10 protein-coding genes, 2 tRNA genes and 1 pseudogene are annotated in these 12567 nt (G+C 58.3%); 8 read left to right on the forward strand and 5 right to left on the reverse strand.

From position 1 onward, the window contains the following. Nucleotides 1-679 precede the first annotated feature (679 nt). Both QZ170_RS06510 and QZ170_RS06515 read right to left on the reverse strand, forming a co-directional pair. Nucleotides 680-1315, reverse strand: coding sequence for an OmpH family outer membrane protein (locus QZ170_RS06510; protein WP_297178889.1), 636 nt, complete (start codon nucleotides 1313-1315; stop codon nucleotides 680-682). A 37-nt stretch (nucleotides 1316-1352) separates the two neighbouring features. After that, entirely contained in the window at nucleotides 1353-1568 is a 216-nt protein-coding gene (locus tag QZ170_RS06515; protein WP_297178892.1) for a hypothetical protein, read from the reverse strand. Nucleotides 1569-1728: 160 nt separating this feature from the next. Between QZ170_RS06515 and QZ170_RS06520 the strand changes: the two genes are divergently transcribed. The 8 genes and pseudogenes from QZ170_RS06520 (at nucleotide 1729) to QZ170_RS06555 (ending at nucleotide 10323) form a co-directional block, all read left to right on the forward strand. Further along, a complete protein-coding gene (locus QZ170_RS06520; RefSeq protein ID WP_297178895.1) occupies nucleotides 1729-3186 on the forward strand; it encodes an aminoacyl-histidine dipeptidase in 1458 nt (485 codons plus the stop codon). Between the two features lie 241 nt (nucleotides 3187-3427). After that, complete coding sequence (locus tag QZ170_RS06525) at nucleotides 3428-4036, forward strand: TetR/AcrR family transcriptional regulator (RefSeq protein WP_297178898.1); 609 nt, start codon at nucleotides 3428-3430, stop codon at nucleotides 4034-4036. A 10-nt stretch (nucleotides 4037-4046) separates the two neighbouring features. Continuing rightward, nucleotides 4047-5330 carry a TolC family protein gene (locus QZ170_RS06530; protein ID WP_297178901.1) on the forward strand — a complete coding sequence of 428 codons (1284 nt, stop codon included), beginning with the start codon at nucleotides 4047-4049 and terminating at the stop codon, nucleotides 5328-5330. A 147-nt stretch (nucleotides 5331-5477) separates the two neighbouring features. Then, nucleotides 5478-6374 carry an efflux RND transporter periplasmic adaptor subunit gene (locus QZ170_RS06535; protein WP_297178904.1) on the forward strand — a complete coding sequence of 299 codons (897 nt, stop codon included), beginning with the start codon at nucleotides 5478-5480 and terminating at the stop codon, nucleotides 6372-6374. Then, nucleotides 6355-7296: an ABC transporter ATP-binding protein gene (locus tag QZ170_RS06540; protein WP_297178907.1), complete on the forward strand. Its 942-nt coding sequence runs from the start codon at nucleotides 6355-6357 to the stop codon at nucleotides 7294-7296. The genes QZ170_RS06535 and QZ170_RS06540 overlap by 20 nt, the downstream gene beginning before the upstream one ends. A 44-nt stretch (nucleotides 7297-7340) precedes the next feature. Continuing rightward, nucleotides 7341-8057: pseudogene (locus QZ170_RS06545) on the forward strand (ABC transporter ATP-binding protein); the annotation flags it as partial. A gap of 34 nt (nucleotides 8058-8091) precedes the next feature. Then, entirely contained in the window at nucleotides 8092-9195 is a 1104-nt protein-coding gene (locus QZ170_RS06550) for an ABC transporter permease (RefSeq protein WP_297178910.1), read from the forward strand. Nucleotides 9196-9201: 6 nt separating this feature from the next. Continuing rightward, nucleotides 9202-10323 (forward strand): ABC transporter permease, encoded by a 1122-nt coding sequence (locus QZ170_RS06555; RefSeq protein ID WP_297178913.1) that lies wholly within the window; start codon nucleotides 9202-9204, stop codon nucleotides 10321-10323. A gap of 124 nt (nucleotides 10324-10447) precedes the next feature. Here the strand turns inward: QZ170_RS06555 and QZ170_RS06560 are convergent, their stop codons facing one another. The 3 genes from QZ170_RS06560 to QZ170_RS06570 form a co-directional block, all read right to left on the reverse strand. Then, the gene (locus QZ170_RS06560; protein ID WP_297178915.1) at nucleotides 10448-11977 is read right to left on the reverse strand and encodes a Do family serine endopeptidase; all 1530 of its coding nucleotides are present in this window, start codon (nucleotides 11975-11977) and stop codon (nucleotides 10448-10450) included. Nucleotides 11978-12320: 343 nt separating this feature from the next. Then, nucleotides 12321-12394, reverse strand: a tRNA-Ala gene (locus QZ170_RS06565). Between the two features lie 17 nt (nucleotides 12395-12411). Continuing rightward, nucleotides 12412-12485 (reverse strand) — tRNA-Ile (locus QZ170_RS06570). Nucleotides 12486-12567: the final 82 nt, after the last annotated feature.

The raw sequence follows: 12567 nt of genomic DNA on the forward strand, positions 1-12567 counted from the left end.
CTAGCGATCCTCTGCGTCTGTGCGGACGTTTGCGAGGGGGCGGAGGATGATATGCAGGAAGCTTTGTACCTTTGCGGACGCACACGACACCGAGGTGCCCTCAGGGACTCCCCACCCTTCTGACCAAAGAGGAGCCCCCCAACACACGCCCAGGTAGTAGCTCCCCACCCCCAAAGATGACTCGAGGGAGGGCGAAGCCTACCCCACGCTCCCCGTCTGTATCGGAGGGAGAGCCACTCCGGAGCAGAGTATCCTCCGCTCCGCACGACACCAACCCCAATAGATTCGTTATCCACATTTAATCCACACAATGATGACTCAGCGAAAAGCCCCCTACGAACGTCCACAGATTGAGCTCTTCACCCTCCCGAGCTATCTCCACTCGATCCTTATCTCCTTCTCTACCGAGGCTAAGCTCTAGCCCCCTCCCACATCCTCCCCCAGGGCGCGTCAGGGGGAGGGTGGGGTCTCCTTTTTCCCCCCAACTTCTCCACCAGCATATCCACCACCCCGACTCGGTAGGGAGGTGGCCTATCCACACCTAGCACCTCAGGAGCCCATATACAGAGACCGCCCCCAGAGTTCCTGCCGGGGCAGGTACTCTGGGGGCGGTCTTATCGGGGTGCTAGTCCCTTAGGCGTCTGAGGGATGAGCGTCCCTCGGGGACGGGGCTAGCGAACTACTTAGCTCGGGAGGCGGAGTCAGGCTTGGCCTCGGTGGCCTTGCCTGCGGTGTAGTGCTCGTTGAGGTACTTGATGAAGTCATCGGTGATGTCTAGTGCCTCATCTGCGTAGAGGACGTTGTCACCGACCTGAGTGAGGATGAGCTTGTAGCGACCATCCTTGTTGTACTCCTTGAGCTGTGCACGTATCTCCTTCATCATATCCTCCAGCATGAGCTGCTGCTTCATCCCGAGCTGCTGGGTGAGCTGAGCGCTGAGGGCCTCACCCTCCTGCTGCATACGGATGATCTTCTGCTGCTCAGCCTGCTGAGCCTCTGCCGAGACGAAGGCATTGATACGCATACGGCGCTCGAAGTCGGCAGCAGCCTTCTGGATCGCAGCGCCCTTGCTCTGCAGTCGGGTCTGATGCTCGAGGGCATCCTTCTCGAGGGCGGCCTTGACCTCCTGAGCGTACTTGTACTGCGAGGAGACCGAGTCCATACGTACGAGGGCTATGGGGAGCCCCGTAGCCTGCACCTCGGCAGCCGTGGTGGGAGAGGCCTTCTTGTCGGCATCCTTGCAGGAGGCGAGTGAGAGGGAGGTAGTCAAGGCTAGAGCAGCGAGCCCTAGGCCTACGAGACTATTCTTTGTCATAAGTAGAATGTATGAGTTGTATTTTATTGAGTCTGGTCTAAGCCTCGTGACTGGCGACGCGCTCAGCGAGGTTCTGGTGGCTCTGAGCCTCCTTGTGCTGCGAGGTGTGGCAGGAGATCCCCCGCTCACGCATGGCCCGGTTGCCCCCGACGTGGGTGTTGGGGAAGCGCCCGTTCTTCTTGAATATAATCCCGACGGCCAGCAGCAGGACAGCGAGTCCGACAGCCAGTAGGGAGACGATGAATAGTGGCATGCTTACTTTTTATCTTTATATTTGTCGTGGACAAAGGTACGAGTTTTCTTGGTACATAGAGCTTTATACATGCTATCTACCCTCCTGTCCACGGAGCTCACACGGCGTCCACGAGAGGGTGCCCCGGAGGGTGCCCGAGCACAATAAACATTCAGGAACAATGGAAATTACCGAACTGAACCCCAAGATCGTCTGGAAGTACTTCCATGAGATCACCCAGGTCCCCCGCCCCTCTAAGAAGGAAGGGAAGATCATCGCCTACCTCGAAAAGTTTGCCAAGGAACACGGGATCTCCTACAAGAAAGACCACGTCGGCAACATCGTCATGAGCAAGCCAGCCACCCCCGGCTATGAGGATCGCGTGAAGGTGATCCTACAGAGCCACGTGGATATGGTGTGCGAGAAGAACGCTGGTACCCAGCACGACTTCGACAACGACCCCATCCGCACGATCGTCGATGGCGAGTGGCTCCATGCCGACGGTACGACCCTCGGCGCAGACAATGGGATCGGCTGCGCTGCCCAGCTAGCTATCCTCGCCTCTAACGACATCCCCCACGGCCCCCTAGAGGCCCTCTTCACGATCGACGAAGAGACGGGGATGACAGGTGCCATGGAGCTCAAGCCTGGCTTCCTAGAGGGTAAGATACTCATCAACCTCGACAGTGAGGACGAGGGCGAGCTCTTCATCGGCTGCGCTGGTGGGATGGGGCTCATCGCAGAGTTCGAGTACACAGCCGAGCCTGCCCCCGAGGGCCTCGTCTGGCTACGTATCGCCGTCTCCGGACTCAAGGGCGGTCACTCGGGTGGAGAGATCCACTGCGGGCTGGGGAACGCTAACAAGGTGCTCACCCGCTGCCTCTATGCCCTAGAGAAGCACGTCAGCTGGCGTCTAGCCGAGATCGGTGGGGGTAACCTGCACAATGCGATCCCCCGTGAGGCACATGCCCTCATCGGAGTCAAGGCCAGCGACCGTGCCGAGGTAGAAGCACTCATCAAGAAGATCGACGCCGATGTCCGCAACGAGCAGAAGGCCGTAGACCCCAACGTACGTGTCGCTCTAGAGGAAGGCACAGCCCCAGCCAAGGTCATCGACGAGAAGACCAAGCATGCCCTAGTACGTGCCCTCTACGCTTGCCCCCACGGGGTACTCGGCATGAGCCACGAGCTGGAGGGTCTGGTAGAGACGTCCAACAACCTAGCCTCGATCAAGCAGCGTGATGGCGTCATCCTCGTCGAGACGAGTCAGCGTAGCTCCACCACCTCGCTACGTGACAGCGCTGCCGAGATGGTCACGAGCGCCTTCGAGCTCGCAGGAGCCAAGGTCAGCGTACGTGACCCCTACCCAGGATGGAAGCCCAACCCCAACTCAGCGATCCTCAAGGCCTCGGCAGATGCCTATCGCAAGCTCTTCGGCAAGGAACCAGCCGTCAAGGCTATCCACGCAGGTCTCGAGTGTGGTCTGATCCTAGAGGTCTACCCCGAGCTCGACATGGTCTCCTTCGGTCCTACGCTCCGTGACGTACACTCTCCTGCAGAGCGTATCGAGATCAAGACCGTAGACCTCTGGTGGCGTCACCTCCTAGAGGTACTCAAGGAAATCCCTTCGGCTAAGTAAGCCCACACGACTTACCCCACGAGCAAGCCCCCCTCTTCCGCTTTCGGAGGAGGGGGGCTTCCGTATTCCATAGGTGCTACCCCGAGGAAAAGGAGTGAAGGGAAACCCTATATACCAGCACCTTATCCATCGAACACGACGATCCCAAGAGAGGGATATTTCCATATTCACTTTTTAGTTTAACTTTGCAGTTAAACAAAGTAACTAACTCAATCATTGGTTCCCCCTAGTAGTACAGCGTATGAAGAAAGAGGAAAAGACGGAGGAGGAGATCCTCCTAGCAGCCGAGGAGCTCTTCCTCGAGCAGGGGTTCGCCCAGACGACGACCACCCAGATTGCCCAGCGTGCCGGGTGCAATAGCGCGCTGGTGCATTACTATTACCGTACGAAGGAGAACCTCTTCGCCCGGATCTTCGGGAGTAAGGTGGAGCTCATGCTCCAGAACATATTCAGCTTCGACCGTCGGGATGAGACCTTCGAGGAGCGTATCACGAGGCTCATCTCTGCCCACCTCTCCTTCCTGAGGGAGAACCCTCGCCTCGTCCCCTTCGTCCTCAAGGAAATCCTCTTCAGCCCAGAGCGTGCGATCCCCTATGCACAGGAGCTTGCTCGGGCTCGAGGTGAGTTCCTACGCCACCTAGAGGAAGACCTGCAGGCCGAGCGCAGGGCGGGACGGATCAGCGATGTCCGTGCCGAGGCACTACTCAACCTCGTCGTCACGCAGAATATCTCCTTCTTCATCCTCGCCTCCTTTAGGCGTGCAGCCACCGGTCATATCCCCGAGGATGCCGACTACGAGGCGCACCGCACAGAGCTCATCACCACCGTCCTAGCTCGCCTAAGACCCTAAGCCCCGACCTATGATACATATCTCGACCAAGGCGCTCCAGCTCGCCCTCCTCATGCTCCTCATGCCTCGGGGAGCCTTCGCCCAGGAGCTCTCCCTAGAGACCTGCTGGGAGCGAGCCAAGGCACACTACCCCCTGAGCCAGCAGTATGCCCTCATCGAGGCGACGAGAGACTACAGCCTCTCCAATGCCAGCAAGCGTTACCTCCCACAGCTGAGTCTCAACGTCAAGGCCTCCTATCAGTCCGAGGTCACCAAGCTCCCCCTAGACCCCGCCGCCCTAGGACTCCCCATGAGCATCCCCGAGGTGCACCGTGATCAGTATGGGGCGACACTCGACGTCAGCCAGCTCCTATGGGATGGGGGGAGGACAGGAGCCTCCCGTGAGCTCATTCGCTCCGAGGCCGAGGTCAGCCGTGCCCAGACGGATGTCTCGCTATATAGCCTGAGGCGGCGGGTAAATGAAATCTACTTCGCCCTACTCCTCCTCTCGGAGCAGACACGCTACAATGACCTCTTTCACGAGGAGATCCTGCGCACGAAGCACAAGGTGGAGACCCTTATCCAGGGGGGAGTGGCGACCCCTACCGACCTAGACGCTGTGGAGGCAGACCGCCTTCGCTCGGAGCGTACCCAGAGTGAGTACCTAGCCCTACGTCGTAGCTACCTCGGGGCACTTGGCCTCCTCATGGGAGATACGCTCCCCGATAGTACACGTCTGAGCTTCCCCGAGGCTGAGGCTCGGGTAGCGGGGGACAAAGCCCGTCCCGAGCTAGAGGTGCTGGCACTGCAGACCCAGACCCTAGGGGCTCGGCGCAGGGAGCTCTCGGCCTCCCTACTCCCCACCCTTGGGCTCTTTGCCCAGGGGGGATATGCTCGTCCCGGACTCAACGTCCTAGAGCGAGACTTCTCCTCCTACTACATCATCGGGGCACGTCTCTCCTGGTCTCTCGGGAGCCTCTATACACACCGTGATAGCCAGCGCCTACTCTCCACACAGGAGCGTAGCCTCGGGCTACAGCGTGAGGCCTTCGTCACCAACCAGCAGATCGAGGCTACGAGACAGAGGGGGGCACTAGACAAGGTACAGGCTCAGCTCCACTATGATGATGAGCTCATCGCCCTGCGCCGACGTATCTACAGCAGTTCGACGGCCAAGATGGAGCATGGTACCCTCACCGGGGTAGACCTCATGCGTGACCTCACCAACGTGCGCCTAGCCGAGCAGGAAAAGATCCTACACCGAGTACAGTACCTACAGCTCCTATACGACCTCCGCTGGATCGCAGGAGAGTAACCATCCCAATCCATCCTCCGCCCCTATGCTCACCCCGCCTCACCTGGTGGAGAGGCACCCTTCGTATCCACATCACGGGGAGAGAAGCTCCACTACAAGCCTCACAAGCCCCACCCCAATCCAAGCATTCAACTACAATCTACGATGATGAATAGACTCCGCCCACTCGCCCTACCCCTGATACTGATGAGCCTCACGGCCTGCGGGGGGAAGGATCAAGAGTACGATGCCACAGGGACCTTCGAGGCCACCGAGGTCACCGTCTCAGCCAACGCTCAGGGAGAGCTCCTCAGCCTCCGCCTACAGGAGGGCGACACCCTACGTGCTGGGGAGCCCATAGGGCTCATAGACACCACCCAGCTACACCTGAGGAAGATGCAGCTCTACTCCTCCATCCATGCCCTCGGAGGCAGACGCTCCAACGTACCCGTACAGATCGCTTCCCTGCGGGAGCAGATAGCCGTACAGCGACGGGAGCTCGCCCGCTTCACCGAGCTACAGCGTGCAGGCGCATCGACCACCAAGCAGGTGGATGACCTCACCGCTCAGCTCGCCGTACTCGAGCGCCAGCTCTCCGCCCAGACCGATGCCCTCGGGCGAGGGAACCAAGGCCTGAGCGACGAAGCCGCCACCCTCAGCATACAAGTCCTACAGGTCGAGGACGAGATCAAGAAGTCCATCCTCACGAGCCCCATCGACGGTATTGTCCTCGCTAAGTATGCCGAGGCAGGGGAGCTAGCCGTACGGGGGCGAGCCCTCTTTCGGGTAGCTGACCTCCGGCAGATGTACCTACGCGCCTACGTAGATGCGAGCCTATTGGCTCAGCTCCGACTAGGGCAGGAGGTCACCGTCTCGGCCGACGCAGGCAAGGGCGAGCGTAGGCAGTACAAGGGACGTCTCTGCTGGATCTCTGACAAGGCAGAGTTCACCCCGAAGACCATCCAGACACGTGACGAGCGTGCCAACCTCGTCTATGCCATCAAGGTCGCCGTCGCCAATGATGGACTGCTCAAGCTAGGGATGTATGCCGAGGTACGCTTCTGACGGCTCTGAGCCTAGTATCGTCATCGAGGGGCTAGCGAAGAGCTTTGGCGCTCTGGAGGCCGTGCACCCGCTTACGCTGTCGATCGGTCAGGGTGAGCTCTTTGGACTCATCGGCCCCGATGGTGCAGGCAAGACGACGCTCCTACGTATGCTCACTACCCTCCTACTGCCCACGGCAGGCGGAGCGAGGGTAGAGGGGCTAGACGTCGTACGTGACTACCGTGCCCTCCGCCGTATCCTCGGCTATATGCCGGGGCGCTTCTCCCTCTATCAAGATCTGACCGTACGGGAGAACCTCGAGTTCTTCGCCTCTGTCTTCGCCACGACCGTGGAGGAGGGCTATGGCCTCATCCGAGACATCTATGGGCAGATCGAGCGCTTCGAGGGGCGTCGTGCAGGCAAGCTCTCGGGAGGGATGAAGCAGAAGCTAGCCCTATCGTGTGCCCTGATCCACCGCCCACGGGTACTCTTTCTCGATGAGCCGACGACGGGGGTAGACCCCGTGTCCCGTAGGGAATTCTGGGAGATGCTCCAGAGGCTCCGTGCGCAGGGGCTCACGATCATGGTCTCTACGCCCTATATGGACGAGGCCGCCCGCTGTGGACGCATTGCCCTGATGCAGTCTGGGCAGATCCTACAGGTGGATAGTCCCGAGGGGATCAGGGTAAGCTACCCATACACCCTCTGGGCTGTACGTAGTGAGCGTATGATCCCCCTACTCACAGACCTCAGGCAGAGTCCCGAGGTGGAGACTGCCTACTCCTTCGGGGAGAGCTACCACGTCACCCTCAGAGCGGGTAGCCGAGGCGTCGAGGCTCTACGTACCTCGCTGCTGCAGGCAGGGCATACGAGCGTGTCTATTGTAGAGATCAGTCCTTCGGTCGAGGACTGCTTCATGGCTTTACTCCCAGGTGTATCATGAGCGAAGATAAATATACGACGGGCGAAGAGGTGATCCTCGCTCGGGAGCTGCGCAAGGACTTCGGGGACTTCCACGCTGTCGATGGGATTAGCTTCGAGGTCAAGCGAGGGGAGATCTTTGGCTTCCTCGGGGCTAATGGTGCGGGCAAGACGACGGCTATGCGTATGCTCACGGGGCTAAGCAAGCCGACCTCTGGCCAGGGGCGTGTGGCAGGCTACGACATCACCCGAGAGGCCGAGCAAGTGAAGAAGCACATTGGCTACATGAGCCAGCGCTTCTCCCTCTACGAGGACCTCCGTGTGTGGGAGAACCTCCGCCTCTATGGAGGCATCTACGGCATGTCTCCACAGCTCATACGAGAGCGGACAGAGCAGCTCCTGAGGAACCTCGACTTCGAGGCTCGGCGGGATACCTTCGTACGAGACCTCCCCTTGGGCTGGCGACAGAAGCTTGCCTTCTCCGTAGCAGTCTTCCACGAGCCCGAGGTGGTCTTCCTCGATGAGCCTACGGGGGGTGTCGATCCGGTGACCCGCAGACAGTTCTGGGAGCTCATCTATGCCGCTAGTCAGCGGGGGATCACGGTCTTCGTGACCACGCACTATATGGACGAGGCTGAGTACTGTGATCGGGTCTCGATCATGGTCGATGGACGTATCCAGGCTCTCGACAGTCCACGGGGACTCAGGGAGGCCTATGGGGTCTCCTCGATGGAAGAAGTCTTCCAGCGTCTAGCCCGTGGTGCGACCCGCTCCGATAGCTAATCGTCACCCTACCCTATCCAGATAAGACCAGACAATGAAGCAGTTCCTAGCTTTTGTCCTCAAGGAGTTCAAGCACATCGCCCGAGACCGCTGGACGCTCCTCATCCTACTCGGTATCCCCGTCGCTCAGATCCTCCTCTTTGGGTTTGCGATCACCACAGAGGTGCGTAGTACCCCGACGGCCGTCTATGCTCCCAGAGGGCAGGCTGCACGGGAGATCACTGCCGAGCTAGAGGCGAGTCCCTACTTCTCGGTCGCCTACGAGGTGACGAGCCCACAGGAGCTCGATAGCCTCTTCCGTGGGGGGCATATACGCCTTGCCGTTGCCTTCGACCCGCAGTTTGATAGCGACCTCCATCAGAGGGGGGAGGCCAAGATCCAGCTCATCGCTGACGGCTCTGATCCCAACCAAGCCCGTACCCTCGTCGGCTACGCTACCGCTCTGATCGCCTCCTACCAGGAGCGTCTCCTCGGGGAGCACCGAGCCCCCGTACTCCTAGAGACAGAGACCCGCATGCTCTACAATCCTCAGGCGAAGAGTGCCTACAACTTCGTCCCCGGGGTGATGGGGATCATCCTCACGCTCATCTGTGCGATGATGACGGCTATCGCTATCGTGCGAGAGCGGGAGCTGGGGACGATGGAGGTCCTACTCGTCTCTCCGATCCGTCCCCTCTATATCATCCTCGCCAAGGCTGTACCCTACTTCACCCTCTCGCTGGTGAACCTCATCACCATCCTATTGCTCTCAGCCTTCGTCCTCGGGGTACCGATCCAGGGGAGTCTCCTACTGCTCTGTGGCATATCGATGCTCTATATCCTCCTTGCCCTATCCCTAGGGCTCATGATCTCGACCCTCGTGGAGAGTCAGGTGGCAGCGATACTGACCTCAGGGATGGTCCTCATGTCGCCAGCGATGATCTTCTCGGGGCTGATGTTCCCCATCGAGAGCATGCCAGTCGTCCTGCAGTGGGTATCGACACTCATGCCAGCACGCTGGTACATCGCTGCTATGCGAAAGATCATGATCCAAGGGGCAGGCCTCGTGCATGTCGAGACGGAGATCCTCGTACTCACGCTGATGACGAGTGTACTCATCCTCGTGAGTCTATACAAGTTTAAGACCCGACTAGAATAAAGCGCTATGCTACGCTACCTACTGGAGAAGGAGTTCAAGCAGATCCTACGTCATCGCTTCCTTCCACGTGTCATCCTCTTCATGCCGCTCATGATGCTCGGGATCCTGCCCTTCGCTGCCAACCAAGAGGTCAAGGAGGTGCGTGTGGCAGTCCTAGACAACGACCACAGTACGACCAGCCGAAGGCTCATCGAGAAGATCGAAGGCTCAGGATACTTCCAGCTCGTCGCCCTCCCCAAGAGCTACCAAGAGGCACTACAAGGGGTAGAGGCAGGAGAGACGGACATCATACTAGAGCTCCCACACGACCTGGAGAAAGCAATCGTACAAGGTGAGGGGAGCCAAGTCTTACTCGCTGCCAATGCCGTCAATGGCACTCGTGGTATCCTCGGCTCTACCTATCTCTCCAGCGTACTGCATGACTATGCCTCTGAGCTGAGGCAGGCAGGTGTAGGGAACGGAGAAAGGGGAGCGTACACTGCCCTCCCTACGTTCACCCTACAGAGCCAGTACCAGTTCAATCCCCATCTAGACTACAAAGCCTTTATGGTACCGGGCTTGATGGTGATGCTTCTGACGATGCTCACGGGTTTCCTCCCTGCACTAAATATCGTCGGGGAGAAGGAGACGGGGACGATCGAACAGATGAATGTTAGTCCCGTTCGTCCCTGGACGCTGATCCTCAGCAAACTCATCCCCTACTGGACTCTGGGGCTCTTCGTCCTCATGCTGGCTATGGGTTTGGCTGCAACACTCTTTGGGCTTACCCCTGCAGGAGGGGTGGGCAATATCCTTGTCTTCACTCTGCTCTACCTGCTGGTGATGTCGGGGCTTGGGATATGTGTGTCAAACATTGCGGGGACGATGCAGCAGGCGATGTTCGTCATGTACTTCTTCATGATGATCTTCTTCCTGATGAGTGGACTCTTCACCCCCATCACAAGTATGCCTCAGTGGGCGCAGATGCTGACCTACCTCAACCCTCTACGCTACTTCGTCCAAGCGATGCGAAGCATTTACCTCAAGGGCAGTGGGCTCACGGATCTACTACCACAGCTCAGCTCACTCGTCGCCTATGCCCTAGCCTCCTGCTCCCTAGCCCTCCTCTCCTACCGCAAGAGGAGCTAGACAAATGCCTCTGCTCACCTAGATCGGATAGGAAAGCACTCCCCTCTCCCCCAGCAAGGACTAAAAACGACATAGCCCTCGGAGACTGCTCTCCGAGGGCTATGCTCTATAATGGTTCGTAGGCCTAGAGCTCTACCGTGTAGGTGACGACATCACCCGACTGGGGATAGAAGCCCCGTAGGATGAGGATCGAGCCAGAGCGTCGTCCCGTCGTCTTGCCCTTGGCGGGGGAAATGGACTTGTTGAGGTCGGCGACGCTACGTAGGGGATTGTCGTTAGCCGTGAGGAGGATGAAGCCTTCGCGTATCCCCGCATTCTTCAGTGCTCCCGAGCGGAGTGACTCGACGACGAGCCCATAGGAGAGCCCATAGGAGCGACGTGCATCAGCCTCCAGCGGACGAAGGGTAGCGCCGAGACGTGCGTCCAGTGCCGAGGACTGCTTGAGAATGGAGGCACCGCCCTCCATGTTGCGGAGCGTTACCTTGAAGGTCTTCTCTGCCCCCTTGCGGTTCACCTGCACATCGATCTTGTCGCCAGGGCGGAAGCGAGAGAGCTGCTCCTGTAGCTGCCCGAAGCTCGTAATCTTGTGCCCAGCGATCGCCGTGATGACATCACCCTTCTCAATACCCGCAGCCAGAGCAGCACTGATCTCTGCAAAGTCAGCGACGTAGAAGCCCTCATTGACCTTGAGCCCTTCCTTCTGCACGAGCTCCGAGGTGACTTCGCTCCCTACGACCCCGAGGACACCACGCTGTACTGAACCGTACTTCTTGATGTCGGAGACGACCTTAGCAGCGATATTGATGGGCACGGCGAAGGAGTAGCCGGCATAGTTGCCCGTCTGCGAGTAGATCATCGTATTGATCCCGATGAGCTCCCCAGCGGCATTGACGAGCGCACCACCACTATTGCCAGGATTGACCGCCGCATCGGTCTGGATGAAGGCACTTACCTCCAGCTGGTCACCAGCCGAAGCCGTAGAACGAGACTTCGCACTCACGATTCCAGCCGTGACGGTGCTGGTGAGGTTGAAGGGGTTCCCTACAGCCAGTACCCATTCCCCGAGGCGGAGGTTATCCGAGTTGCCGAAGGGGATCGTAGGGAAGTCCTTCCCCTCGATCTTCAGTAGGGCAATATCTGATCCTGCGTCGGCACCGACGAGCTTGGCCGTGAAGGTGCGATTGTCATTCAGCGTCACCTTGATATCCTCCCCACCCTCTACGACGTGGTTATTGGTCATGATGTAGCCATCATCGCTGATGATCACGCCCGAGCCATAGCCTACTACGGGCTGACTACGGCGTCCGCTATTGCGTGGGTCTCCGCCGAAGAAGAACTCGAAGGGATCCATCATCTGCTGCTGCTCCACACGCTGCTCCTTCTGCACCTTGATGTGCACCACAGCCTTGACCGAAGACTCCGCCGCTGGGGTAAGGTCAGGAGCTGACCCCACGGGGCGCTGTCCGAGGGAGAGGGCTGTATTGTGGAAGCCGTATTCCTCGGCCGAGAGCCCAACCTCCGACCCAGCTATCTCCGAGGTAGTCCTACCCGAGGCTCTACCACCTGCTATCACATGTACCGTCGTAGCGGACGCTACGACACTCACAGCCACCAGTCCGAGGGTGGCTGCCACATTCTTCCATACTTTGCTCATTACGATACGAGTTATATGTCTGTTATCATCTTGCTACAGGAGGGATGTAAGGTCAGTCCTCACAAGCAATCATGTCTGTATAACGTCCCTCTCTACAGCTAGTGTATATATAATCACTACACTTACACTCATAGAGAGGCAAAGAATGTGCCAAAGTCAGGGCATTGGACACTTTTTCTGCCTTTTCCCCTCTTTATGACACGATCGTGAGCCTAGAGTAAGGAAAAGGGAATGGAAAAGGGAACGAAGGGAAGGGGGAGGAGAATAAAAGATAATCAGCGAGTAAGGGGGGAGCCCTACCCGCTGATCTACTAACATACTATACCTAAATAAGCTTAGGAAGTGGAGAATAACGGATTCGAACCGTTGACCCCCTGCGTGCAAAGCAGGTGCTCTAGCCAGCTGAGCTAATCCCCCAAGATAAGTCACTGAAGTAGTCCCAGGCAGATTTGAACTGCCGACCTCTACATTATCAGTGTAGCGCTCTAACCAACTGAGCTATAGGACTGTCTTAGGACTAATAATTAACGAGAATATTGATATGACAGCAGAAGCGAGTAGCATTCGCTCGAGGGATAAAGCCTAACTCA

Source organism: uncultured Porphyromonas sp., from assembly GCF_905372525.1.
Taxonomy (GTDB): domain Bacteria; phylum Bacteroidota; class Bacteroidia; order Bacteroidales; family Porphyromonadaceae; genus Porphyromonas.

Bases quoted from the DNA above. Each gene is read 5' to 3' on its own strand.
- QZ170_RS06540 (WP_297178907.1), top strand. From the start codon at position 6,355: ATGCCGAGGTACGCTTCTGACGGCTCTGAGCCTAGTATCGTCATCGAG.
- QZ170_RS06555 (WP_297178913.1), top strand. From the start codon at position 9,202: ATGCTACGCTACCTACTGGAGAAGGAGTTCAAGCAGATCCTACGTCAT.
- QZ170_RS06510 (WP_297178889.1), bottom strand. From the start codon at position 1,315: ATGACAAAGAATAGTCTCGTAGGCCTAGGGCTCGCTGCTCTAGCCTTG.
- QZ170_RS06560 (WP_297178915.1), bottom strand. From the start codon at position 11,977: ATGAGCAAAGTATGGAAGAATGTGGCAGCCACCCTCGGACTGGTGGCT.
- QZ170_RS06550 (WP_297178910.1), top strand. From the start codon at position 8,092: ATGAAGCAGTTCCTAGCTTTTGTCCTCAAGGAGTTCAAGCACATCGCC.
- QZ170_RS06535 (WP_297178904.1), top strand. From the start codon at position 5,478: ATGAATAGACTCCGCCCACTCGCCCTACCCCTGATACTGATGAGCCTC.
- QZ170_RS06525 (WP_297178898.1), top strand. From the start codon at position 3,428: ATGAAGAAAGAGGAAAAGACGGAGGAGGAGATCCTCCTAGCAGCCGAG.
- QZ170_RS06515 (WP_297178892.1), bottom strand. From the start codon at position 1,568: ATGCCACTATTCATCGTCTCCCTACTGGCTGTCGGACTCGCTGTCCTG.
- QZ170_RS06530 (WP_297178901.1), top strand. From the start codon at position 4,047: ATGATACATATCTCGACCAAGGCGCTCCAGCTCGCCCTCCTCATGCTC.
- QZ170_RS06520 (WP_297178895.1), top strand. From the start codon at position 1,729: ATGGAAATTACCGAACTGAACCCCAAGATCGTCTGGAAGTACTTCCAT.